A 24,058-nucleotide genomic window follows, 5' to 3' on the forward strand; every position below is an offset into this window, starting at 1 on the left:
GGGCGCGATAAACCGCGCCGTGTGTTGCGGTCGATGATGTGCGGGGTGGGTGGAAAACCGCTGGTCAGGTGTGGTTTGAGTCTCGACACCGACCCGAGAAGGAGGTATATTAGTAGTTGTTCGGGAGGGGAAGGCAAGCCCCGACCGACACCAGTCACCACCAACCAAGGGAGAACAGTGATAACCCTGGACCCGAAAATCGTCGACTACGTCGACCAGGCGTGCGACGCACATCAACGCGGGGACCACGACGCCATCCGCACCATCCTCGCCCGCATGCACGACGACGGCCTCGGCCCCGCCGCTCACGCCATCATCGCAGGACTCAACGAGATGTCCATTCTCACGATCCTCGCCGCCGAGGCCGCCGGCGCGCAGCTCGCCGTTTCCCTCGTCACCCTCACCTCCGACAGCGCCCCGTTCAACCTCGACACCGACGAACCCCCCTTCTGACAGGCGACCGGGCCGGGGGTGACACCCCGGCCCGGCCCCCTCACAGCCAGGCCAGGCCAGGCCGGCGGGCACCCCGCCGTGACCACCCCATCGGCCATCCGTCGACCGACCGAGGACTCCACGTTGTTCGCTGAAGACGAAGACAAGGCGATCTTGATCGCGCCCTGCATCCGCTGCGGGATCACGTTCGCCAGCAACCCCCACACCGTCCCATCCTTCTGGGTCAACCAGTCGACCCGATGCCCTCTGCGACCCGACTGGACCCCGATCGAACCCGGCGAGCCCGGCACCGACCGCGAACCACTGTGCAAGACCTGCACGCCGATCATCCGCGCCGCCACCGACAAGTCCGTGCCCCTCACCGACCTGTTCCCCCGCGCCCGCCTCGACAGGTTCGACCCCACCGGCACCTGACACCCACCCGCGCCCGGCCCCGGTATCGCCCACGTGCCCCAAGCAGCGATACCGGGCCGAGGCCCACGGCCACACCCATGCGCACACCACACCCACCCCAGCGCGCCAGCTCCGGTCCCCACCGCAACCCCACACCCCTCACCGGACCGCGCCCGCAGCCAACCCCAACCCACCCGAACGGAAACCACCATGCCCGAAAACGGCCACCCGGAACCCGCCGACCCCACCAATACCGGTCGATGGGTCGAGTACCACGGCAGCGACCGTGCCTGGCACGGCCACGCCCTCCAGATCACCCACCGCGCCCACACCCGAGCCGGCATCCGCTACATGCTCGCCAACCACGCCGGAGAACCCGTCCTATCCGGAGTCCGCCCCGGCTCCGTCAGCCCCATCCGCACCACCCCGACCCCCGTATGGGCCGAAGAGATCAAGGCGATCACCGACCACGCCACCGCCACCGGCATCAACCCCACCCTCATCGAACGCCACCTCACCACCATCCGCCGGCAACTCGACCGATACCGGTACGTCGCCGCCCAACGCCACCTGACCAACATGGCCGCCGCGATCCACCTCATCACCGAGCAAGAGCGGCAAGACCGCCTCGCCGAACTCGACCAGGCCCACGGCCCCGACCCCGCATCCCAACACCGACACCTCAGCACCCACAACCGGCGCCTGCTCGCCGACCTTCTCACCAACCCCTACGTCTTCCCCGAGGACCGACCCGACCCCCACGCCACAATCGACCCCACCCACTACAGCGCCACCGAAACCCGGCGACTGAACACCCCGTAAGCGTCGACCTCGGAAGCCCCGGCACACCGCCGGGGCTTCCGCGTTTCCGTCACCGTGTGTAAACGCCACCGACGGCGGGCCGGCAGCCCGCAGCGCACCAGGACAAGGGCCACCCGCCGCCGCAGCCAGCCCCGCCACCACCGCCCCAACCGGCGCCGTCGAGCCGCCACCCGCTCGGGGTTTCTCGGCGAAGATCTTCAAAGCGCCACCACGACGAGCCAGCACACCCCCGACCACCTGATCGGGCATTTCGGACACTGCCCCGGCGCTTCGCGCCGGAACCGGAATGGCCCCGACAGGGAGCAAGATATGCGGTTACTAAGTAACCCGCTTGGCCTGCGCGCGAGCTGCTGTCATGCTCGGCGCAGAGATCCAGAAGGCCCCGACCGGGCGCGGTCGGGGCAGCAGTTTCACGGGGGTGGCTGCGAAATGACACGCGACCAGAACACGCACGAGGGCATACCGGCCCAGCGCCGGCCGGTCCGCCACCGCCGGCACCGACCGAACTCGCAGGGACGAGCACGCGACGCCGGCGGCAAGACGATCTCGCTCAGTTACGACAGCAAGGAGTTCGCCGCCGTCGAGGCTGCCGCGTTCCAGGCCGGCCTGACACCCACCAGCTTCGTCGCCGCGGCTGCGCTCGCCGTGGCGAGGCAATCCGTGGCCCGCACCGACTCGGCGCTCCGTGACCAGCTCGCCGAACTCAACACCGCCCGAACCCTCGTTGGCCGATTCGGCGTCAACGTCAACCAGGCCGTCGCCGCCCTACACTCCACCGGCGCCGTGCCGGCCGAACTAGTACGGGCGACAGAACTGTGCGCCCGAGCCGTGGAGCGCCTCGACGACATCGTCATCCGACTACGCAGGCGACTGCCGTGATCGGCCGGGTCCTGCCCCGAGGACAGCGGGTCGCCGGCCTCGTCCGCTACCTCTACGGACCGGGCAAGGCCGAGGAACACCACGACCCGCGGATCGTCGCTTCATGGACAGGCGAAACCAGCGAACTCGAGCCCGCAGTCACCGAGGCCGGCCACCGCGACTTCCGCCGTCTCGTGGCGCTGCTCGAAGCACCCGTGGCGGCCGAGGCCGAGGCCGCACGCAGCCCTCAGCCCGTCTACCACCTCGCCGTGCGCGCCGCCGCCGAGGACCGGCTCCTGACCGATAACGAATGGGCCGAGCTGGCCACCGAGATGATGCACCACATCGGCCTGTCCAGCCCCGCCGCCGCCGAGGACGGCGTGCGCTGGATCGCCGTCCGGCACGCCGACGACCACATCCACATCGTCGCCACCCTCGCCCGCCAAGACGGCAGACCGGCCCGCCTGAGCAACGACTTCCATCGCGTCCGAGAGACCTGCCGGCTGTTCGAACAGCGCTACCGGCTCCGGTCGACCGCCCCCGCAGACGTCACCGCCGCCCGCCGCCCGCACCGCGCCGAGATAGAGAAGGCCCGCCGCAGCGGACACCACCTCACCGCCCGGGACAGGCTGCGGCGCGAGGTACGTCTGGCCGCCGCGACCGCCGTTGACGAGCAGGACTTCTTCGCCCGGCTCGAATCCGCCGGGGTGATGGTGAAGCTGCGGCACAGCGACATCAACCTCGAGCAGGTCACCGGGTACGCCGTCAGCCTGCCCGGCGTCCGCGCCGGCGACGGCACGCCGGTCTGGTACGGCGGTGGGAAACTCGCCGCCGACCTGACGCTGCCCCGCCTACGCCAGCGATGGGCACCCCCCGCCGGCCACCGGCGCCCGGACGCGGCCGGCACTTCGCGCGGCCCGCAGTCCACCGAGCACCGCCGCCACACGCTCGACCAGGCGGCCCGCGACGTCGACGACGCCACCAGACGCCTGCGCGGCGTCGACCGTGACGACATCGACGCCGCGGCCGCCACGATGTACGCCGCGGCGGACACCGTCACCGTTGCCGCCCGCGTCCTCGAGGGCCGCCGCGGCGGCCCGCTGACCCGCGTCGCCGACCGATTCGACCACGCCGCCCGCGAACGGTACGGGCGCGTACCGCCCTGGACCGAGCGCGTCGAGCACCTGCGCGCGTCCGCGCGGCTGCTGGCGGCCGTACGCCGGATCCATCCCGACGACGAAGCGTTGCAGGCCGCAGAACTACTCGCCCGACTGGCGGCGCTGGCCGACACTGTGGCGATGGTGCGCCGGCTCCAGCGGCGCACTGCCCAGGCCACCGCCGCGCGGACGGCGGCAGCGGAGCTGCGCGCCCACGTCGCCACGTACACCCGGGCCACACCCGCACCCGCGCCGAAAACCACCCGAGGCTTCACTCCCGCTCCCCCGCCGAGCCGGCGCCCACCGGCGCGCCCGGCGGGCCGGGGCGCCCACCCACGGTACGGAGGACGGACATGACCGAGCCGATCGAGCAGCAGCATCCAGATCCCATTGGCGAAGGTCTGCGCCGGCAACTGAACAACCTGACCGTCGTTGCCTCGTTCGCCGAGGCCGTCGCCCGGTGGCGGTACACACAGGCGCAGCAGCGCGCCGAACGCGATGCGCATGCCGCTGAAGCCGCCGCGCGGGCCGCCCAGCAACAAGCCCGCGATGCCAAGATCATCAAACGGTTCAATGCGGCGCAGCACCGCGCCGCCGCCGCCGTCTACCGCCGGGCGGAGAACACCGACTTCCTGCTGAACGCCGACCTGAAGACGCTGGGTGAGACGTGGGCCGCCGCGGCCGCCTACCACGACACCGACCCGCAGGCCGCGGCGGCGATGGAACGAGTCGAGATCCGGCTGCGGGTCGTGGCTCCCGAAGCAATGGCCTACTACGACCAGATGCGAGCCGACGGCGTCGCGCCCGTCGACGCCATGAGCAAAGCCGTCTGGCACATGGACCCAGGCCCGACCCAGTCCGGCCCCACCGCCCGAGAGGGATACGGCAAGGCCGGCGCGGTCCGGGCCGGGCCGGCCACCGGAGGCGACCTGGTCCCCGTCGGCGGGCCCGGCGACATCCCCCGCCCACCGACGACCACCGAGCGCCTCGAACACCTACGTCACCTGGACACCTACCTGGCCGGCATCGCTCCACACTCGCCCGACCCGGCAGCCGTCGACCGTATCCGCGACCAGATGCGCCAAGACATCACGCACATCGAGGCAGGCCTGCGCGGCGGGCGCGGCGCCGGGCGATGGCACGAAACCCCGGCCCTGGACCAAGCCATGGCCAGATGGGTCAAGACGGCAACCCCCGCCGAGGGGGTCACACCACAGGAAAACGACAGTCAGGCGTTCCGGCTCAACCGGCTCCAGCGCCGCGCGGCCACCACCGACTACAGCCGGGCATTCGAGCCCCAGTGGCTGGACCGGGCCGACACGGTGCAACTTGGGCAGGCATGGGCCGCCGCCGCGGCGTACCCCGGCGACCGGCGTGCCGAGGTGGCGTTGGAACGCATCGACGACCGGCTGCGAGTGGTACAGCCCACCGCGATGCAGCTGTACGACCAGCAGATCGCCGCCGGCGCCAGCCGGCACGAGGCGATGCTGCGCGCGGTACCGCTGATGGAGCGCGAACTGCCCAGCGGCCGACTCGCCGGCACCGAACCACCACCAGGCCGGTTCACCGGCGACGGCGTCAACGTGGTCTCGCCGACCCCGGAGCCGCTGCCCGAGGGACGGGCAGGCCGCGACGAGGTCCTGCGACGGCTGCGTACGCTCGACGGCCACCTGCGAGGCATGGAGGCCACGGCCGGCGGCGGGCCGCAGTGGCGTACCGAGCTCGGCGAGGTGCGCGCCGCGATCGGCGCCGAGATCGGGAAGGTCGACACGGCCCTGCGCGGCGACATCGTTTCGCCACGCAGAGAGCCGTCGGTGTACCGGCTGGCAGGTGACGAGCAACTGGCCGTCCAACGCGCAGGCGATCTGCGGGCCGGCGCAGCGGCGGACCAGGCGACGCGGGACATCCCGGCTACCGTGGTGGACGAGCAACAGGTCGCCGCCGCGGCCGGCCGCGTCAAGGCCGCCGGCGCAGACCGCAACGAGGCCCTGGCCCGCGACACACGTAGCGCGGCCAGCCTGGCCGGCGAAGGCTTCCCCCAAGGAGCCGGCGAAGAGGTCGCGCAGGCGCGCAAGGACCGCGCCGACCGCCGCGCGACGCCAGCCACCGGCCAGACCCGCCCGGCCGCCCGGACCCCGGACCAGCCACGACCCCCACGACCAACACCCGGCAGGTGAACAGATGGCGCTGCAGATCGACCGCCAGGAAGGCCCACAGATCCCCGAAGGGACCGTCACCTGCGACCTGGAGGCGTCCGACGACTGCCACACGATGATGGACCTCGGCCGCCACCCCACGTTCACCGACGAGCAGTTCCACGAGCTGGTGAAGCAGCAGAGTTGGGTGTACGAGCAGCGACACCAGCAGTGGGCGTGCCCCCCGTGTAGTGAGCACGAACTCCAGCGCCGCCGGCCGGTGGCGCTGGCCGGGGAGGGCTTCCCCACCCCGTTCGGCACCGCACCGCGACGTGGCCGCGACGGGACGTCGGCAGGCCCCGGGTGATGCCGCCATGGGGGCACTGACACCGTCACCGCCGCAGGCCGCCGCCTTGACCTGCCGCCCCGGCAACATCGGCCGGGAACGGATCGTCGCCGCGCACCGCTGCGCCGTGGCCCGCTACCGCGCGCACCTGGTGGGCAGTCGAGCCCAGCAGTACCTGCGGCGGCGGCTCGGTAACACCATGCCCAAGGGATGGCCGGTCGGGTACGCGCCCACTCCGGGGACCGTCATGGTGAACCAACTGCGACGGCGAGGCTTCACCGACCAGGAGATCGTTGCCGCCGGGCTGGGGCGGCAACTCAGAGACGGCCGGATCATCGACCGATTCCGTGACCGCGTCATGTTCCCGGTCTTCGACATCGACGGCGATCCGGTCGGGTTCCTGGGCCGGACGTGCCCGGGCGGCCGTGGGCCGAAGTACCTGAACTCGCCGGCCAGTCCCGCCTACGCCAAGGGCTGCCTGCTGTTCGGCCTGTTCGAGCAGTGGCGGTCCTGGGTCGCCGGCGCCCGGCCGGTTCTGGTCGAGGGGCCGGTCGACGTGCTGGCGGTGGCGGCGGCCGATGCCGGCCGGTGCGAGTTCGCGGCCGTAGCGGCGTGTGGCACCGCCCTGACCGGCGACCAGCTCAACCTGCTCGACAGGGTCTGCGACCTGTCGTCGGGAATGGTGTCGGCGCTGGACGCCGACAGCGCGGGACGACGCGCGACCCGGAAGGTGTGGGACCTGCTGCAGCGGTATCCGGGTGCGGCCGGGGCAGCGCTGGCTGCGGGGCTGCCGACCGGAACCGACCCCGCGGACCTGCTCGAGCGGCAGGGCGCCGGAGCACTGCGCCAAGCGGTCACCGACGCGACCGTGCCGCTGGCCGACGTGTTGATCGAGGCGCTGCTGGTCGGCCGCGACGGCGGCGACGTCGCCGCCTCAGACCTGGAGCACCGGTTCGCGGTACTCAGACGCGCGGCGGTGGTGGCAGCCGGCACAGGCTGCGCGGAGCAGATCGTGCGCCTTGTGGTTTCCCTGGCCGCGCGCCTGAATCTGACCTACCCGACGGTGTCCGGGGCGATCGTGGACGCGATCAGCCCGACCACCGGCGTCGAAGAGCCGTGCACCGAGGCTGTGGACGACGGCGTGTTGTCCACAGGATCCCTCACCGATCTTGCTCTGCACGAGAAGAGGCGATGACATGCTCGATGTGGAAGACAACACCTTCGTACGACTGATCAACGACGCGCACAGCCGTCTCGTCGGCGATGTAGACCCCGACGGGCTTCACGCGCAGTGGGCCCTGCTGCTCGTCGAGCGAGCCGCTGCGGTGGCCAGTACCCCGGGCTGCCGGGGCGCCGACGACTGGGATTTCTTCGCGGTCGCGCTCGGGGACGCGGTCGCCGAGCTGCGAGCTGAGCTGCCCGACCCTGCGGCCGTGCCGAGCGAGGTCCGGCCGTCGAGCGACCAGCACCTTCGACCCGCGACACTTGGCCTGGTCAGGAAGCTCGCCCAGATCTACACCGACGGCGCGGCGAGCAATCAGGCGAGCCCGTGGCGGCGGTTGGTATGGATACGTGTCGCGGACCTGCTCGACGGCGCGGCAAGGCAACTGACATGAGCGCCGGAGAGCACCTTGACGCAGCCGCGGCCGGCATCGCCCAGGCGCACGCCCTGATCCGACAGTCAGGACCGGCCAGCGGTGCCGAACAGGCGAGCGCGGCGCTAGCCCGAATCCGACTGTACCGAGAGTTGGAGCGCCAGACGACGCTCCTGACCGGTGCCAGTCTGCCCAGCGACCTGGCCACGGCCACCGCCGCGAGCGACGCGGCGGCCTCGCCCGTCGTTGGGTTGCTGGCCGGGCTGCGCCGAACGAGCGAGTTGACCCAGGCCAAGATGCCGATCCAGTCACTGAGTGTCGAACGCGTCGGGGCGGTGGCGACGACAATGCTCCGGGCGGCGGATCGAATCGGCGCCGCGAACGACTTGATCGCCGGCAATCTCGGGGCCGCCCGGGCCCGGCCGCCCACGCCCGAAGGGCTGGCCTTGGCGCATGGTATCGGCCAGCACGACAACCTGGCACTGACGGGCCGCCTGGTGCGCGGCGTCGTCGACCTGGACGCCGCACTACACCGCGGAAGGTGGCTAACACCAGGTAGCGATGCTGGCGTCTGGCGGCCGCTGCTGATGCTCGCGGCGGCCGACTGCAAGCGGACCATCCACAGCAGTCTGCGCATCCATGCCGTGAACGTCCTGGATGGCCGCAGCGACGCCACGGCTTCGATCCGGGCAGTGAACGGTGTGTCGTCCGACGATCCGTCCGTGTGGGCGGCCATCGACTCGCACCGCGGTGCCGTTGCCGGCGTTGATGCCGCACGCTCCTGGCTCCTGGACAACAGCGACCAGGTGACGGCAGGACAGGTAGCGGCGGCGGCTCGGGCCGCGATGGCCATCACTCGCTATGCGGGGCACGTCCTGCGGGTGACCAATCCGAGTGAACCGGTCACGCTGGCCGCCACGCGGGCTGCGCACTGGTGGCGTGTCACGGCCGCCGAGGTGGGAAACCTACGGAGCCCGGTCATTCCCGCCAGCGACCATAGCGTCCTGACGGCGTCGATGACGGGTGTGGCCCGGTGGCTAGGCGAGCAGTTGCGGCCGGAAGGCCAGTGGGCGCCGAACCGTCAGTGGGCTCAAAGGCCACGGCAGCGAGAGGCTTGGCGCCGCACCAGCGGCGAGTTGATGGTGCGGCTGCCGCACCTGTCACAGCTGCTGTGGGAGGCAGTACGGCGGGTACAGCGGCAGGGCATGCTTCTGGGCCCTGAGACCAGAGGGGCGGCTCCCGGGAGTCCGAAGCCCGTGATGCGCTGGAAGCCTGTTTCCGAGAGGGATTCATGCTTCGCAGAGTTGCAGGTCGCGTTGTACAACGCCCGGCAATGCAGCAGTTGGCTGGCCAGGGTAGCGGGAATGCCTCTGCCACCGCGGATTCCGGCTCCCACCTCGACCCCGACGCACCTGGCTGGTCCGGCTCCCCACAGAGCAGGGCTGTCGCATACACCGGCCCGACCTGTCCGGGGCGTTGGCGCCAGCAGATGACCCGGCTGACGAGCGCAGCGCGATGTTGCCCGCGAGTAGCACTGAGCACGTGGCAGCCCTCCCAGAAGTTCGGCGGCTGCCACGTGCTCAGTGCTACTGCCGTCACGAAGCGCGCTGGACGTTCTCGTCGCGGAGCCGACGGGCAAACGGTCCCGCCAGCTCGGTCCACCGCTGCCGGGTGATGCCGTACAGGTCGGCGATGCTGTCGGCGATGTCGTCCCAGTCGAGCGTGCCGGGCGGTCCGGGCCGCCACCATGCCCCGTGCTGCTCCCAGGCCACCCTCGACCACCTCCTTCGAGGGCTGCCGCCGAGGATGATGTGGATGTCGCTGCGGGCAAGCGACGCGTGAACCTGCGCAAACATCGTCGTGGCAAGGGGGAAGTCCCGCCAGGCGGCGTTGAAGGCCAGCTCGAGTTCCAACGTCTTGGACGTGACCGCGACGATCCCAAGATCGTGGCAGCCGAGGGCGAGGCCGTCGCCGATGAGGGTGTACTGGGTAGCTTTGGACAACTTCTCGGGCATGCCGGCGAGGGTATGGCACCAGGGCGCCCGCAGCGGATCACCTCATTGCGCCACGCCGGTTTCGGGACCGTCGAAGAACTGTGGGAGGTCCCACCAGCCGTCGGGGGCCGGGGTGGTGGGCAGGTCCTTGCCGGGCCGGTGGTGCTCGTTAGTGCAACTGCTGAAGGGGCCGGCGCTGTGCATGAGCTGCGGCAGGTGGTGGTCGAGGTGCTCGCGCAGCCAGGTGTCCATCCCCAACGGTTCGACGCGCAGGATCTCCCACGACCGCCACAGCGCTTGCAACCGGGAGATCGCCTCGGCGTGGTCCCACCATTTCGCGCACCAGCGCCAGCCGCCGCCCGAGCGGACGTAGACCCGCGCGAAGTGGCCCACCACCCACGCCTGTAGCGACGGGTACAGCAGTGTGAGGTCGCCGCCGCGCGTCGTATCCTCGGCCGGGGAAGTGGCCGAGGATACGACGGGTTCCCGGCCGCTGAAGACGATGTCGAGTTCGTCCAGCGCCGTTTCGAGTTGGTGGAACCGGGCGTCGGTGTCGTCGCGCAGTTGCTGTAGTTGCACGACGAGTTCGGGATTGTCGTCGCTCACCGCAGGTCCGTCCGCTCGTGCAGCGCGGCCCGGCCGACCAGGGTCTTCTTCGCCGCCCTTTCGGCGTTGCTGATCGCGTCGGCCTGTGGGCCGGTGAACCACGGCTTCAGATCGATCATCGCCGCGGGGCAGCCAGTGGCCAGCAGCACGGCTGAGCCTTTGCGTAGGGCGCGGATCTTGTCGGGCTCGAGGATGCGTTGGCGGCGCAGCGCGACGGACTCGCTCAGGGCGGGGTCCCGGCCGCCGCGGCTGTAGGAGGCGACGTCGACATCGTGGTTCCCGATCAGCCGGGACAGGTCTTCGGCGAGTTGCGGGTCGTCGATGCCGGAGCTGGCAATTTTGAGGGTGCTGGCGCCCCACAGCGCACGCATTCCGGATCTGCCCCAGACCGTCTCGCCCTGGGCCCAGGATTGCAGGATCGTAATGGGGTAGACCCCTCTCGACCCGAGGTGTGAGTAGAGATTTGGCAGGTCAGCGATGCGGCAGATGTTGGCGGCCTCGTCAAGGACGACCGGCATGGGCGGGTCGAGCCGACCGCCCATGGATTCGCCGCGCCGGGTCGCCTCGCGGATCACCCGGTCGGTCAGCGCGGCGATTAGCGGGCCGGCGGACCCACCGCCGTCCTTGCTGTGCAGGAAGATCGTGTCGCGGGAGCGGACGAACTGACGAGGGTTGAAGCACGGCGACGCGTCGGTCGGAGGTGTCACCCATTCCATGATCTGCGGGTTTCGCAGGCAGCGGGCGGCGGTGCGGGCGGTCAGATAGAGGCCGGCCTTGGTCTCCCACGCGGTTTGCTGGATGCCGCGCAGCCCGTTGGCCTGCGCGGTGAACTGGGGATGGTCGGCGAGGATGTCAGACGGCTCCTGGCTTGCGTCGTCGGTGAGCCATCCGTAGACATGGTGCAGGTCGCCGCCGCTAATGCCGGCAGCGAGCAGGAGTGCGGCCAGCAGTTCGGTGGCGCCGGGACCCCAGATGTCCCGGCGGCCCGGGTCGTCGACGGTGAGGACGAAGTGCCCGGCGAGCCGTTCGGCCTCCTCCACGGTGGTGATGCCGTCCAGTGGGTTCCACCACCAGTCCCGGTCGGCGAACACGATTTGCTGTGGGTCAAAGACCCACACCCGCCGCCCGTCGGTAGTGCGCAGCGCCGCGGTGGCCGCCCACAGGTCGGACTTGTTGCTGGTGGCCAGGGCCGGGCCCGGCGCGGCCAGGACCGTGGGGATCGCCAGTGCGGTGGTCTTGCCCGAGCGCGGCGCCATGAGCGCGATCGCGACGTCCTCCCACGACCCGCGAAGGTCTGGGCCGCGTGGCTGCAACCTGCCCAGCGGCACGCCGGCGTCGTCAGCCGGTATCCGGTCGGCGGGGACACCGTTGAGGGAGGGACGCAATTGCTGAGCGCGGCGCCGGATGGTGGGCAGCGTCAGCGATTCCATGTCGGCCGGGGTCGCCAGGGAGTCCAGCGGGTCAGCCGGTCGCGACCGGAACCGGGAGAGCAGTCGCCATCCCGCGGCCGCGCCGGCTCCGGCGACGGTGAGCAGGACGCCGGTGTAGGTGGCCACCAGCCAGCCGGGAACGGCCGGCCACAGGTGTTGGGTCTGGCTGCGGACCAGGTGGCCGAGGAACTGTGGGCCGTAGTCGGGGCCGGTCGACCACGGCCGGCCGGTGCTGACCGCGGCGAGACGGCCAGCGAGCCAGACGAGGTAGCCGATTCCGTACCCGATCCAGACCAGGCCGAGGATGAGCCACGGGGTGCTGGAACCGATCGGTGTGCCGCGCGGCCGGAGCGCTTTCATGCCGGTTCTTTGAGCGTCGAGAGGCGCACGGCCGTGTCGGTGTCGTAGAGGTGCCGCTCCGCGCCGACGAGTGTCAGCTCGACGGGCATACCGGTCCGCTCTCCCGTCTTGACCATGTACTTGCCGCGTCCGGGATGGCTGATACCCGGCAGCCACGATTCCGGCGCCGCCCACGACTTGATCATGTCGATCTCGGGGGCGGTGAGCGGCGTGACCTCGCTGACCCGCCGCAGCTCTTTGAGCGGCAGCCCGGCCAGGATGGTGACCGCACACCGCTCGAGGAACCCCCTAGCCTTTGCCCTGTCCTCCTCGGTCGGCAGCGCGTCCAGGTCGGCCAGCGAATGCGTGATCATCAGGCTGGCCATCCCGCGTTGCCGGTTGAGGCGGGTCAACGCGTCGGCGTGCTCGACAAGCCCGGACGCGCCACGCAGGGCGCGCCACAGTTCGTCCATCACGGCGAGGTACTGCCGGCGCGGCGCCAGGTCGAGGTCGGCGAGCACGGCGGCGGCGTCGACCATGCCGTAGCCGTAGCTCCAGCAGCACAGCATCGCGGCGGCGACGAGAGTGTCGCCTGCCGCCGCGACCCGGGAGATGTCGACCGACACCGCCGGGGAGTCCAGGTCCAGAGGATGGCTGGTGGGGCCGTCGAACACGCCGGCGAGCGACCCGCTGCACAGCAGTTCGAGGCTGAACACGAGGTCGTCGACGCGGCGCACGTAGTCGGCGGCGTCGGCGCGGGCGGCGGCCTGGAGTTCGTCGGGGCCCTCGTCGATGATGCGTAGCACGTCGGGGACCGTCGGGTCGCGGTCGAGGCGGTCGGCGAGCAGGTCGATGGCCCGGCCGAGGACGACCTCTTCGGCGTTGGACAGTCGGGTGCCGCGGACCAGCGTGCACAGCGCGAGGAGCAGGGACAGCCGCCGGCCCCGGATCTCCAGCCGCAGTCGGGCGGCGTCGGCGCCGTCCATGCGTGCCAGGGCCTGACCCAGCGGCCCGGAGTCGAGCGGGTTGATGCGGTCCATGCCGCGCCCGACGCGGATGACCTGCCCGCCGAGGTGCTGCACCAGTGGGGTGTATTCGGCTTTGGTGTCGCCCAGGATCAGGGCGTGGGTGCCGCAGGCGACCATGCCGGTGATCAGCCGTTTGGAGATCGCGGACTTGCCGACGCCGGGCTGCCCCAGCAGGAACACTCCGGGGTTGGTGACGAGGCCGGCCCGTAGCCAGGCCAGCGGGTCAAGACAGACGACTTCGCCCCACAGCATGTGTCGGCCGATCGGGACGCCGACCGGGGGCGCGCCGGAGCCGGCGACGAACGGGTACAGGCCGCACAGCTGCACCGTCGTTCCCTGGTACTCCACGCCGGCGCCGACGTGAGAGGCGCGTCCGGCGGCCGGGCCCCGCCAGCCCCAGGCGGGCGGGACCGGGCCACGCCGTGCGACGAACGCCTCTGCGGTGTCGGCGGTGGGGATGCCGGCCGGTGGGGTCGTCGGGGCGGGCGGCCACGTGCTGCTGCGGTTGGCCACGGTGGCCTCCTTGCCGTGGTGTCGTCGTTAGTGAGGGAAGCGGCGGGAGAGCAACGGTGGGCAAACCCCGCAGGGCAGGGTCGCGGCGAACCCGGCTGCCTGTGACCGGTACATGGGGCGCAGCCGCAGCTTGGCCGTCTCGGCGCGGGCCTCGATGTCGGCTACCGCCGTGGGCAGGTCGTCGTCGTGCTCGACGGTCACGGTGGCGTACATGCTGACCAGGCAGACTCCAGCGCCCATCGCCTCCTCGCTGGCGGCCCGGCGGGCGCGGTCCTGGTCGGCCAGGTCGCGGGCGGTGGCGTCGCGGCCCTGACGACGGGCGACCTCGGCGCGGAACGCCGCCGCGTTGACCTCGTTCTCGAGCGTGCGCGCCGCCGCAGCGGCAGAGAACGGCCGGTAGATAAGAGTGACCCGCTTGCTGAACAGGCCGGGCGAGACCATGCGGGCGAGCACGTTGGAGTGCACCGCCTGACGCGGGGCCTCGTGCATGGCGAACGTGACGCTGACACCGGAGTCGTGCCGGTACCGGTCCCAGGACTCCTGCACGGCGACCGGGCCGGCGTTACCCCAGTCCAGCATCTGGTCGGTGTCCGCAGTGGCCAGCAGCCGGTCGACCTCGCCACGCACGTCGGGATCGAACGCCGTACGCACGATCCCCGCCAGTTCCGTCGCCGAGGCGCGGCCCAGGACGGTGACCCCACACGATCCCAGCGCGCTGCTCAGGCCGTGCAGGACGCGACCGAACTCGGCCGCCGCCGCGGCGACGCTCTTGGGCCTGCCGGGTGCGGCGGCGGGGTCGAACGTGATGCTGACCCGGGTGTCGACGTCAGCGGCGGCCGCCGGAGAGCGGCGGACGAGTTCGGCCATCAGCTCGCGGGCCGGTGCCGGCGACGTCGGCGAGAGCCGGGACTGGACGTGGTCGGCGAGGGTCGAGCCCGGATCGGGGGCGGTGTCCACGGTGACCGCGACCCATCGGATCGCCGGCAGGTGGCCCAGGCTGGCCAGCCAGGAGCCCCAGTTCGCGACCCAGGTGTCGGCGTCGGAGGTGTTCGCCAGCCACGTTGACGTCGACGCGCAGCGCAGGGTCGCGGTCAGGGTGCCGGTGCGGCGATCCCAGACCAGGCCGTAGGTGTCGCCGTTGCCGTCCTCGGCGCTGACCAGCTCGGTGCTGGCCAGCACGCCGGGCAACTGCCACGCCCGCGGGTGGTCGACGATGATCCCGCCATGCCAGGTGTGGTGGCCGCGCAGGCTGCCTGCCGCCCACCTGACGCGGGCCAGCAGCGCGTGCAGCACCGGTACGCCGCCGACGCGTACGGTGGCGGCTGCCAGCACGAGCGCGACCGGCACCGCGAGGATCAGGGCGGCGGCGAGGTCGAACGCGGCGGCGACGACCAGTGCCAGGACAGCGGCCAGGGCTATGGTCGACGCGACCGGCCCCAGCCCGAACAAGCCCATGCCCCGGGCCACGCGCCAGCCGCCGTAGGTGCGGATCTGGTCGGGTTCGGTCGTCACGTCACCCTCCGTCGGTTGCGTTGGATGCGGTGTTGGCCGCCGACTTGGCTCCGCTGGCAGCCGCCTGGACCCCTTGCGCCGCGGCCGCGACCCCGATACCGATCGGGCCAGCGGCAGCGGCCCCGCCCGCTGCCGCACCTCCCGCGGAGGCGCCACCCATGGTGGACGCGCCGCTGCTGGCTGGGACGGCGCCGCTGGTCGCTCGGGCGGCAGGCGCCGCCGTGTCACCTGCCTTGCCCATCGGGCCCGACCCGACCGGTCCCGGCCTGCCGGCTGTTCCCGCACCGGCGGGTGCCGCGCCGCCCGGCGGGGCCGGACTGGGCTGGGGACCGAGGGTCTGTTGCAGGTACCGGGCGTGGTCGGCGGCGCCGTCCCCGCCGCTGCCGGACCTGCTCCACGAAGCGGCGTGCAAGCCGCCGCCGGCAGCGGCCAGCGCGGCGGGTAGCGCGCCGCCGCCGTCGCCGGCCGCGCCGACGGCCCAGTTGAAGAACTTCAGCATCGCGGGAAGGGCGATGATCGACAGGCCAAGCACCGTGAAGCCCATGAACATCGTCCGAGGCCCGGAACCGTCACCGATCATGATGAAGCCGGTGGCGTACACCAGGGCCGCCGCAGGCTTGTAGAAGACCAGTGCGGCCATCCACGCGAGGATCCGCCGCAGCCAAGGCCGGGTCACCGGGTTGAACTGCCCGGCGGCGGCGAAGACGACCACACCGGTGAGGATGACGATCGCGCCCTCGCGGAACAGCATCATCACCGCCTGGAAGATAGCGGCGATCATCGCCAGGATGCCCAGCACGATGACCAGGCCGGGGCTGCCGATCTGAGTCGTCAGCGCCAGCGTCATCCGCTCACCGAACTGACCATCGGTGGAGGAGTTCAATACCCAGGTGGAGAAGGAGTCCGAGACGGACAGGGCGGTCGCGGTGATCGTGGTACCGGCCGCCGCCCACAGCGCGGTCTGGAACAGGCCCCGTCCGATGTCGATCAGCGGATCGCTCTTGCGGGTCAGTGCCATCCGGATCCCGGCGTAGATAAGCCCGGCGACGGCCACGAGGATCGCCAGCGGAAGCATGTATCCGCGCAGCCGGGACACGACGGTTTCCTCGCCGGCGACATCGATGGCGGGCACCATGACCCACCAGCCGACGGTGGCCTTGATCAACGTGGCGAGCCCGTCACTGATTGCGTCCGACAGAGCCTGCACTCCGGACTGGACCGCCTCCCCGCCGACGACACAGGCCAGCGGGCCGGTGATTACGCACATCTGTCACCTCCGAGGTGGCATTGGGATGTAGCCGTCGGGGGAGGCGACCTGTCCGGTGGCGCTGAGCCACTCCCCGCCAGGCGGCGCCACCAGGCGCCAGTCGTCGTCGACCCACCGCATCTCGACCCGGAAGTCGACGTAGACGGTGCCCTGGGCATTCAGGCCAGGACTGGAGATCAGCAACCGCAGGAACGCCGCCGTGTCGGTGTAGGAGTCGACGCGGTAGCCGGCGACTTGGGCGTGAGTGCGCGGCAGCACGTCGCCGGGGTTGACCCCCGCCGCCGACCTCCGCTGCTCGTAGTCGGACTCGACGGTGCCGAGCATCGCCTCCCGGTCAACGCCGGTCACCTGCGCGGCGATCGTCGGCCGGAACACCCCGGGCCCGACGATCGCGTCGGCACGCACGGTGATATGCGCCGCGGCGAGCACCGCCCCGGCCGCCGTCTGCCCGAAGCCGGTGGCGCGGCCGCCGGTCTGGTCCGCCGGCCCGTACCGGTCCGACACCGGCAGCGTCATGCCCTGCACGTCGGTCCAGGTGACCGGCCCCAGATCTCCAGGGGCGGCGGAAGGCGTTGTGGACGTGGGCTCGACGGGCATGGGCGCGGGGGCGGCCGAAGGCCCGGCAGGTGTCGGGTCTGCCGCCCGGTCATCAGGGTCGCCGCCAGCGAACCACAAGACGGCGACGGCGGCGGCGAGCAGGACGAAGGCCGCGGCGGCGAACAGCAGCCGGCGGCTGCGGCGACGGACCTGGGCCTCGATGTCGTACGTCATCAGGGGCTTCCTTGTTAGCTGGGCAGGACGGCGCCGACGATTCCGCCGGCCAGGGCCACGACCGACAGGCCACCGACGATCCAGGGCAGGCCGCTGGCGCCGTCGGCGGCCAGGCTGGACCGGTTGCGGCGGCCGACGACCATCATGATTCCGGCGATCATGAAGCCGGCGATGCCGGCGATGATGCCGCCCCACTTCATCCAGCCGAGGAACAGGTTCGTCTTCTCCTCCATCCCGGGTGGGGGCTGTGGAACAGGTTCCGGGGCTGCGAGGATCTCGATGGTCGGCCCGGCCGCGAGGTGCTGGGCGATGTCGAGTAATGCGACGGTGAACATGGTCTTCTCCTCCTTCAGGGGGCGTCGGCGGCGGTGAGGATCTGTTGCAGCGGCTGGCGCAGCCGTCGAGGCAGCCGCTGACTCAGCGGGTCGTCGAGGTATCGCCAGCGGGTGACGTATGGCAGCCGCACGATCGCGGGCACTCGGGAACTGAGCAGCCGTAGGCGCAGCGCGACGCCTTGCGGCTGCGGCAACGGTCCCTCCGCGACCACCACCAGCACGGCGGGCACCACCCCGGCCTCGCGCATGTGCGCCAACGCCAACGTCGCCCGCCGCGCCCCGTACAGGGTGCCCCTCGTCACCAGCACCAGCGGGCCGCTGGTCGCCGTGGGCCACAGCGTGCCGGCGTCGCTGGCCGGGGCGAGCAGCGACGCCACCGTGGTGGTGCCGGCGCCGCCGTGACAGCCGGCCACCGTCGGCCGCGCCGCGCCACCGGACGCGGCCGGTGCCACCTGCGGCAGCGGGTACTCCAGGTCAAGGCTGGTCATCTGTTTCCTCCCACCTCACGGTGTGATTCCGACGCCGCGCAGGAACGCGATCGGGTCGACGGCGCCAGCGTTCGACCGGTCGTCATTGAGATGGACCTCGAAGTGCAGGTGGGGACCCGACGAGTTGCCGGTCGACCCGACCTCACCGATGCGCTGACCACTGGCGACCTGCTGACCGGCCCGCACCGACGGCTGGCGGATCATGTGGCAGTAGCGGGTGATGATGCCGCCGGCGTGGCGGATGTCGACGTACCAGCCACAGCCCGAAACGTTGATTCCCCCGTCGGTGTGGCAGCCGATCGAGCTGTTGCAGCGCACGAGGATCACCTGCCCAGCCGCCGCCGCGAGGATCGGCACCTCTTTGCGAGCCATCAGATCCACCCCGGCGTGCAGCCGGCCGCCGCGCGGACCGAAACCGGATCCGACCGCGTACTGGCCGCGAGGCAGCGGGAACGTCCATCCGCCGGCCGCGACGACCGGCACGGCCGCATACCGGGCGACCTTCGAACGAACCTTGGCTGGGTACGCGCGTGCCTGGCCGGATGCCGGTACTCCCCCAGCCGCCTGCACGCACCCGCGTCCGCAGTTGTATGCGGCCAGGGCCACATCGAGCGGGTCACCGGACAGGGAACCGTCGCCCAGACCTGCGCGGGCCCATCGGGTCAGGTCGCACATCAGCGTCCCCATCGCCATGATCGCGTCCTCGGGATCGAACGGTGAGGCGTCGCCGTCACCGTCGAAGTCGCGTCCCCAGCTGTCCCAGGTGCCCTGCTGGAACTGGGCCAGGCCCATCGCGTCCCCGCCACGTTCCGGCGGGTTGTACGCCCGGGCCTGCGGATTCCAACTGCTCTCCGTCTCGATCTGCGCCGCCAGCAGCGCTGGCGTGATGTCCGTACACAAGGCGCCCGCCCGGTTCACCCACGACGCGAAGCCGGCCGGGATCGGGGCGTCCGGTCGCAGGGCGCCGCCGGTCACGCCGCCGGCGTAGTCGTCGACGCCGTCGTTGTTCGCGTCGACCGACACCATCCCGGCGATGATCACCAGGGGCAGCGCGATCAGCAGGGCGCCGGCCAGCGCCGCCGCGCGCAGTCCACCGGCCTGCATCACGCCTCCAGCGGTTCCAGCTCGTAGCCGGCGACCCGCATCGAGCCGTTGTCTTGTGCGGTCAGGTCGCAGTACACCGCGTACCGCAGCATCGGGCCCCGCCAGCCGTCACGGCCGGTCACCGTGACCGTGGCGAGGCTGACAGCTCGTGGCCGGCTGTCCGGCCCGCTCGCGTCCCCGGCGTACGGGCCGATGTCGACCGTGGTGTACGCCTGACGCGCGACCCAGTCCTGCCAGCCCACGTCAGCGCCGCCGACTGACGGTGCGGTCAGCAGTGGAGTGGAGACGTACGGGGCCGTCCGGCGGAACGCGTCGTCGGCAGAAATGTCGGTAGCGGTGTTGTGGGTCAGCAGCGCCACGGCGAACGCGTCGCACAGGCCCTGAGGATCGCTGTAGTCGAGCCGAGGGTCGACGGCTGCGGTCGTGGCAGGTTGGGCCGCCGCCGTCGGCGGTGTTGAGGGCGTTGAGGAGCTGGGTGTCGGAACCAGGCTGCATCCGGTGACGGTCAACGCACTGGCTGCCATCGTGGCCAGAGCGGCCCGGCGTCGGCGCAGCTCTTTGCCCCGGCGATGCGGTCTGTTGACGTACCTCACGATTCCACTCCCCCAGTGGTGTTGCGGCCAGCTTTCGCACTGCGGAGCTGCGGGCGGGACCGGCCGATGGTCGTGCCGCCCGCAGCTCGCCTGCGGGCTACCAGCGGTAGCTGGTGCCCTCGAGGATGTTCACCAACATGCCGGTGTGCGTATAGAAGTTCATGCCGGCGAACAGCAAGAAGAAGATGCCGCTCCCAGTCCACGCCCAGTACAGGACCCTCCAGGCACGGTCACTGGTTATCGCCTTCGGGAACAGCAGCGCACCGACAGCGGCGAGCCCGTACATCACCGCGAAGAAGGTGTTCTCGGCGATCGGGTAGTCGTTGAGCAGGCCGGTGATCGGCTCCTCGGGAGGCGCCGAAGAGACCACGTTGAACCGCAAGATCGCCAGGGTGCAGAAGGTCAGGATGATTCCCAGGCCGGCCACCCCCCATGACGTTGGTCTGAGTACGTGGCGGAGCCGGTCCTCCGTGAGGTCGTCTCCTCGGTTGCGTGCCAGGAACCAACTCGCCGCGAGGAGCAGCAGGCCGAGGTAGAAGGTGGGCTGGCCGAACATGGCGTTGATGTACGGCTTCGCCGTCAGCGGTTCGGTCAGGGTCATCGCGCCGCCGAGGACGGTTAGGCCGAGGCCGGGAACGGCCAGGCCGGCTGCCCAGCCGAAACCGTCTACCGGCCCGTCGCCCACCCATCTCAGCGGCATGGCCTGCTTACGGACGAGTGCCCACAGGCGCGGCACCAGGAGTAGTGCCACGCCGGCGAAAACGCCGATTAGCTTGTTGTACATGATCATGGTCATGGTTGTTCGGATCCCCCGTGTGATGTCGACATGAGACGGGTTGGCGCCCGGCGTCAGGTGTGAGCGCGTCCGGGCGTGGGGCGCACCGTCGACAGGTGCGTCCGCCGGTTGATGAGCTGCGGAGGTGTGCCGGTCTGCGGCCGTTTCCCCTACGGGGCTTCGTCGGCGGCGGGTGGCGGTGGCCACCCGTCACCGAGGGCCTCGTTCAGGGTCGCGGCCAGTCCCCGTACCTGGTTGTGCAGGTCGGTGAGCTGCTGGATGCGTGCCGCGGGCTCAGCGTTGACAGCCCGGCGCAGCGACCTGCCGAGCTGCGTTGCGGCGCGGCCGACCTGTCCGATGGTGGCCACGTACCGATCGCGCGGCATCGGTTCGACAGTGGTGGTGTGTGGCATTGTCACCCTCCCTCCGGACTTCCGTGTCCGTTCTGAGGGCCGGCACGGTTGTGGCCGGCGGGGTGTCGGATCTGGTTTCGCTTGGTGGCGGTGGTGGGACGGCGGGAGGGTGCCGTCCCACCACCGCGGGCCGCGGCATTCCAGGACCCCCCGACTAAAAGTCCTGGCGCGCGGCCGGCCGGCGGCTGCTCAGTCGGCAGGGGTTCTTGTCATCCCCGCCTCCCCCTCTTCGTGGTGGCCCGACAGTGCTGGCAGATCCTCAGGGTGGGTGAGGAGCTGCCGGTCCCCCGTACTGTCACGGCCCCCACGCTGACCAGGCGCCGGAGACCACTGCCGGGGCCCTCGGATGGGTTAGCGGCCGCGAGGGCCCCGGCATCTTCTGGAGCGGATGGTGCAAATTTGTGTCGGCAGTGGCCGTACACCCTGTGTTCACCGAGTGCGGTCGGGTAATCTGCCTTCGTCTCGGTTAGTGAACGATGACAGGGAGCATACGCATGGTCACCTGTCCCTTGTCAACTGACTGAGGCGCGCCGATTCATGCCAACCACGGTTGGTGAACAGGAGTGCTGGGGGTGATCATGGACGGGGCCAGGAGAGAGCCAGGGCTCGACACCTTCCAAGGACGGCTGGACCACCTGTTCCAGACAGTCCGTCCCGTCGGCAAGGACCGCTACACCGTCCGCCAAGTGTCCGAGAGCATCCGGAAAAATCAAGGTGTCGAGATATCGGCTGGCTACATCAGCATGCTGTGTACGGGCGAACGCGACAATCCCGGCCTGCAGCAAGTGGAGGCCCTAGCCAAGTTCTTCGGCGTACCCCCGGCCTTCTTGTCGGGACACGGCGACACGGACGCCGTCGCCCGCGACCTGCGTACGCTGCGAGACGCCATCGAGCTCAAGGAAAAGCTGCAGGCAGCGGACGAGGCGATGAACGATCCTGAGATCCGGACGGTCGCACTCAAGGCCCGCGGCCTGTCCGCCGACAACCTCAAGCTCGTCAATGCCCTTCTTGATCAGGCGCGCAAGCTCGAAGGACTCACCCAAACGGGTGACACCACCGCGCCAAATTAGGTGATTGAATTCACGATCGATCACTATCCGACGGGGCTCGGACGGGGCGATCCCCCTGCCCGCAGCCCCACGGCACTTACCGCTCGGGGGTGCAGGTGGGTGGACAAGAAACGAGTTCGCAACGCTGAGCAGTTGCTGCGCCAACTCCCGTTCACTATCCCGGTGCCGTTCGACGTTGGAAAGTTCGTGGACCTCGTCGCCGAGCACCGAGGTCGGCCGATCCACATCCTCAAACTCGACAGCACCGTCCTGCAGGTACTCAACCTCGACACCGACGAGACCGAGACGCCCTGCGGACTGTGGCTGTCCACCGCCGCTGCGGACTACATAGTCGTCGATGGCACGGCGCCCCCGGTACTGCGCGACCACAGCTTGCTACACGAACTGTCCCACATGCTGTGCGACCACACCGGCCTACTCCAACTCGACGCCAGCACCCTGCGCTTCGACACCCTCGACACAGCGGTCGTGCAACGAGTCCTGGGCCGCACCAGCCGCTACCCCAACGAAGAAGAACGCGACGCCGAGACGCTCGCCAGCGTCATCGGCGAGTTCGCCGCCCGCCGCTCCCCGGTACCTCGCCCCGGCACCACCGACGACGAGACCGCAGCAGTCCTCGATCGGTTCAGCGCCACCCTCGCCGCCGACCGGCGGTGGCTGTGAGCGACATAGCCCACCCCATCGCCGCAGCGATCGCCGCAGGCGCCTTGGTCCTCAAAGCAACGCAACTCTGGCGCGACCCCCGCAACCCCGCCCTACGTGCAGCGTGCGGCGTCCTCGCCGGCCTTGTCATAGGCATGCTCGCAGGATGGGACCCGCTCTACCACGCCTTCAACGCCGCCATCGGCGTACCCAACATCGCCCGCTACGTGCAGCATGCGGGAGCCCTCGTCGCCGCGGCCGCCGTCCAGTCCCTCTACCTGCACCTCGGAGATCCGGAGAAGGCTCCCCGACGAGCCCGATGGCGGTGGGCAATCCTCGCTGCCGTCCTGATCGTAATGGCCATCGCCTTCGAACGCGCCAGCCTGGACGTCGAGCGGGCCGACGACTTCGCGGAGAACTACGCCACCGCTCCACACTTCAGCACCTACATGCTGGTCTACCTGGCCTATCTGGCCCTAGCCATGATCGACATCTTCCGGATGTCAGTTCGATACGGCCGCCGGCTTCCGCCCTCCCTACTACGGCTCGGCATACGCCTGCTCGCCGTAGGCTCCGTCGTCGGCCTGCTCTACGTCGTGCACAAAGGGCTATTCGTCGGACTGACCCGCGCCGGAGTCGAACTTCCGTGGGCTGAGCAGCCGGTCTCTCGAGTGCTCATCGTTGCAGGGATCATCCTCGTTGCCAGCGGGCTGATCACACCATCCATCGGGACCGCCCTGACCAACCTGCGACACTGGTGGCCCCGGTACCGGCTCTATCGCAGGCTGCAACCGCTATGGGAGGCGATCTACCGCGTCAACAAGGAGATCAGCCTCCACCCGCTGCCGGCCCTTCCCACGCCAGGGCAGGTCAACACCGCGTTGTACCGTCGCGTCATCGAGATCCGCGATGGTCTCCGCGATCTCGGCCCCTATCTCGACCCGGCCATCGCCGATGCTGCCAGGCACACCGCTATGGCCCAGGGAATCGAGGAACAGCAAGCCTGCATCATCGCCGACGCGGCGACCATCGCCTCCATGATCGACTATGTCAGCACCACCCCACCCGAATCCCGCACACCAATCGAGAGCCCACACAATGTCGCAGACGCCGCAGGCGAAGACCCCGAATCCGAAGCCGAATGGCTCGCCACCGTCTCCGACGCCATCGCCCGTTCGCCCATCGTCCGCGCCCACCGAACTCGCGCCGGCGCGGACGCCATCGGAGAGAGTGGCTAAGGTTGTTACCGACGTCCTCTCTCCTGCCGTTCTAGTCGCAGGTGTCCTGCTTGCAGTCGCCTGGCACACCTCTCCCAGCCCCATCCAGGCACTCACCTGGGGAGGCATCGCCGCCGGGGCCGCGAGCATCCTCCCCATCACCTACATCATCCGAGGCGTACGGCGCGGCAGGTGGACAGAT

Annotated in this window: 26 protein-coding genes; 13 read left to right on the forward strand and 13 right to left on the reverse strand. The window is 70.5% G+C overall.

Features of this window, described 5'->3' with window-relative positions:
* The first annotated feature begins 177 nt into the window (after positions 1 to 177).
* The 10 genes from AB0I42_RS26270 (at position 178) to AB0I42_RS26315 (ending at position 9,252) form a co-directional block, all read left to right on the forward strand.
* Positions 178 to 453, forward strand: a complete 276-nt coding sequence (locus AB0I42_RS26270) for a hypothetical protein (protein ID WP_357541079.1) — start codon at positions 178 to 180, stop codon at positions 451 to 453.
* 123 nt (positions 454 to 576) lie between these two features.
* The gene (locus AB0I42_RS26275; RefSeq protein ID WP_357541081.1) at positions 577 to 867 is read left to right on the forward strand and encodes a hypothetical protein; all 291 of its coding nucleotides are present in this window, start codon (positions 577 to 579) and stop codon (positions 865 to 867) included.
* Positions 868 to 1,056: 189 nt separating this feature from the next.
* Positions 1,057 to 1,668 (forward strand): hypothetical protein, encoded by a 612-nt coding sequence (locus AB0I42_RS26280; RefSeq protein WP_357541083.1) that lies wholly within the window; start codon positions 1,057 to 1,059, stop codon positions 1,666 to 1,668.
* 429 nt (positions 1,669 to 2,097) lie between these two features.
* Complete coding sequence (locus tag AB0I42_RS26285; protein WP_357541085.1) at positions 2,098 to 2,547, forward strand: hypothetical protein; 450 nt, start codon at positions 2,098 to 2,100, stop codon at positions 2,545 to 2,547.
* A complete protein-coding gene (locus AB0I42_RS26290) occupies positions 2,544 to 4,040 on the forward strand; it encodes a relaxase/mobilization nuclease domain-containing protein (RefSeq protein ID WP_357541087.1) in 1,497 nt (498 codons plus the stop codon). The genes AB0I42_RS26285 and AB0I42_RS26290 overlap by 4 nt, the downstream gene beginning before the upstream one ends.
* Positions 4,037 to 5,860, forward strand: a complete 1,824-nt coding sequence (locus tag AB0I42_RS26295; protein ID WP_357541089.1) for a hypothetical protein — start codon at positions 4,037 to 4,039, stop codon at positions 5,858 to 5,860. Before AB0I42_RS26290 ends, AB0I42_RS26295 begins: the two co-directional genes overlap by 4 nt.
* A gap of 4 nt (positions 5,861 to 5,864) precedes the next feature.
* Entirely contained in the window at positions 5,865 to 6,185 is a 321-nt protein-coding gene (locus AB0I42_RS26300; RefSeq protein WP_357541091.1) for a hypothetical protein, read from the forward strand.
* A 7-nt stretch (positions 6,186 to 6,192) separates the two neighbouring features.
* Positions 6,193 to 7,359, forward strand: coding sequence for a toprim domain-containing protein (locus AB0I42_RS26305; protein WP_357541093.1), 1,167 nt, complete (start codon positions 6,193 to 6,195; stop codon positions 7,357 to 7,359).
* Position 7,360: 1 nt separating this feature from the next.
* Positions 7,361 to 7,780 carry a hypothetical protein gene (locus tag AB0I42_RS26310; RefSeq protein ID WP_357541095.1) on the forward strand — a complete coding sequence of 140 codons (420 nt, stop codon included), beginning with the start codon at positions 7,361 to 7,363 and terminating at the stop codon, positions 7,778 to 7,780.
* Entirely contained in the window at positions 7,777 to 9,252 is a 1,476-nt protein-coding gene (locus AB0I42_RS26315; protein WP_357541097.1) for a hypothetical protein, read from the forward strand. Before AB0I42_RS26310 ends, AB0I42_RS26315 begins: the two co-directional genes overlap by 4 nt.
* Positions 9,253 to 9,354: 102 nt before the next feature.
* Here AB0I42_RS26315 and AB0I42_RS26320 read toward each other — a convergent pair whose 3' ends face one another.
* From AB0I42_RS26320 to AB0I42_RS26380, 13 genes are all read right to left on the reverse strand, one after another.
* Positions 9,355 to 9,774, reverse strand: coding sequence for a hypothetical protein (locus AB0I42_RS26320; RefSeq protein WP_357541099.1), 420 nt, complete (start codon positions 9,772 to 9,774; stop codon positions 9,355 to 9,357).
* Positions 9,775 to 9,816: 42 nt separating this feature from the next.
* The gene (locus AB0I42_RS26325) at positions 9,817 to 10,359 is read right to left on the reverse strand and encodes a DUF4913 domain-containing protein (RefSeq protein ID WP_357541101.1); all 543 of its coding nucleotides are present in this window, start codon (positions 10,357 to 10,359) and stop codon (positions 9,817 to 9,819) included.
* Complete coding sequence (locus tag AB0I42_RS26330; protein WP_357541103.1) at positions 10,356 to 12,149, reverse strand: TraM recognition domain-containing protein; 1,794 nt, start codon at positions 12,147 to 12,149, stop codon at positions 10,356 to 10,358. Before AB0I42_RS26330 ends, AB0I42_RS26325 begins: the two co-directional genes overlap by 4 nt.
* Positions 12,146 to 13,669, reverse strand: coding sequence for a hypothetical protein (locus AB0I42_RS26335; protein ID WP_357541105.1), 1,524 nt, complete (start codon positions 13,667 to 13,669; stop codon positions 12,146 to 12,148). The genes AB0I42_RS26330 and AB0I42_RS26335 overlap by 4 nt, the downstream gene beginning before the upstream one ends.
* A 27-nt stretch (positions 13,670 to 13,696) precedes the next feature.
* Positions 13,697 to 15,181: an SCO6880 family protein gene (locus AB0I42_RS26340; RefSeq protein WP_357541107.1), complete on the reverse strand. Its 1,485-nt coding sequence runs from the start codon at positions 15,179 to 15,181 to the stop codon at positions 13,697 to 13,699.
* 1 nt (position 15,182) lies between these two features.
* Positions 15,183 to 16,199 (reverse strand): hypothetical protein, encoded by a 1,017-nt coding sequence (locus AB0I42_RS26345; protein WP_357541109.1) that lies wholly within the window; start codon positions 16,197 to 16,199, stop codon positions 15,183 to 15,185.
* 252 nt (positions 16,200 to 16,451) lie between these two features.
* Entirely contained in the window at positions 16,452 to 17,219 is a 768-nt protein-coding gene (locus tag AB0I42_RS26350; protein WP_357541111.1) for a hypothetical protein, read from the reverse strand.
* 14 nt (positions 17,220 to 17,233) lie between these two features.
* Entirely contained in the window at positions 17,234 to 17,554 is a 321-nt protein-coding gene (locus AB0I42_RS26355) for a hypothetical protein (protein WP_357541113.1), read from the reverse strand.
* 14 nt (positions 17,555 to 17,568) lie between these two features.
* On the reverse strand, positions 17,569 to 18,042 hold the full coding sequence (locus tag AB0I42_RS26360) for a hypothetical protein (RefSeq protein WP_357541115.1): 474 nt from the start codon (positions 18,040 to 18,042) through the stop codon (positions 17,569 to 17,571).
* Positions 18,043 to 18,057: 15 nt separating this feature from the next.
* On the reverse strand, positions 18,058 to 19,146 hold the full coding sequence (locus AB0I42_RS26365) for a peptidoglycan DD-metalloendopeptidase family protein (RefSeq protein WP_357541117.1): 1,089 nt from the start codon (positions 19,144 to 19,146) through the stop codon (positions 18,058 to 18,060).
* Positions 19,146 to 19,505 (reverse strand): hypothetical protein, encoded by a 360-nt coding sequence (locus AB0I42_RS26370; protein ID WP_357541119.1) that lies wholly within the window; start codon positions 19,503 to 19,505, stop codon positions 19,146 to 19,148. The genes AB0I42_RS26365 and AB0I42_RS26370 overlap by 1 nt, the downstream gene beginning before the upstream one ends.
* 331 nt (positions 19,506 to 19,836) lie before the next feature.
* On the reverse strand, positions 19,837 to 20,535 hold the full coding sequence (locus tag AB0I42_RS26375; protein ID WP_357541121.1) for a DUF981 family protein: 699 nt from the start codon (positions 20,533 to 20,535) through the stop codon (positions 19,837 to 19,839).
* Between the two features lie 149 nt (positions 20,536 to 20,684).
* Complete coding sequence (locus AB0I42_RS26380) at positions 20,685 to 20,900, reverse strand: hypothetical protein (protein WP_357541123.1); 216 nt, start codon at positions 20,898 to 20,900, stop codon at positions 20,685 to 20,687.
* A gap of 590 nt (positions 20,901 to 21,490) precedes the next feature.
* On the opposite strand from AB0I42_RS26380, the gene AB0I42_RS26385 reads away from it, so the two are divergent.
* The 3 genes from AB0I42_RS26385 to AB0I42_RS26395 all read left to right on the forward strand — a co-directional run bounded on the left by AB0I42_RS26385 (position 21,491) and on the right by AB0I42_RS26395 (position 23,877).
* Positions 21,491 to 21,997, forward strand: coding sequence for a helix-turn-helix transcriptional regulator (locus AB0I42_RS26385; protein ID WP_357541125.1), 507 nt, complete (start codon positions 21,491 to 21,493; stop codon positions 21,995 to 21,997).
* A gap of 99 nt (positions 21,998 to 22,096) precedes the next feature.
* A complete protein-coding gene (locus AB0I42_RS26390) occupies positions 22,097 to 22,660 on the forward strand; it encodes a hypothetical protein (protein ID WP_357541127.1) in 564 nt (187 codons plus the stop codon).
* Complete coding sequence (locus AB0I42_RS26395; RefSeq protein WP_357541129.1) at positions 22,657 to 23,877, forward strand: MAB_1171c family putative transporter; 1,221 nt, start codon at positions 22,657 to 22,659, stop codon at positions 23,875 to 23,877. Before AB0I42_RS26390 ends, AB0I42_RS26395 begins: the two co-directional genes overlap by 4 nt.
* Positions 23,878 to 24,058: the final 181 nt, after the last annotated feature.

This window comes from Polymorphospora sp. NPDC050346 (assembly GCF_040655695.1).
In the GTDB taxonomy this organism is placed as follows: domain Bacteria; phylum Actinomycetota; class Actinomycetes; order Mycobacteriales; family Micromonosporaceae; genus Polymorphospora; species Polymorphospora lycopeni.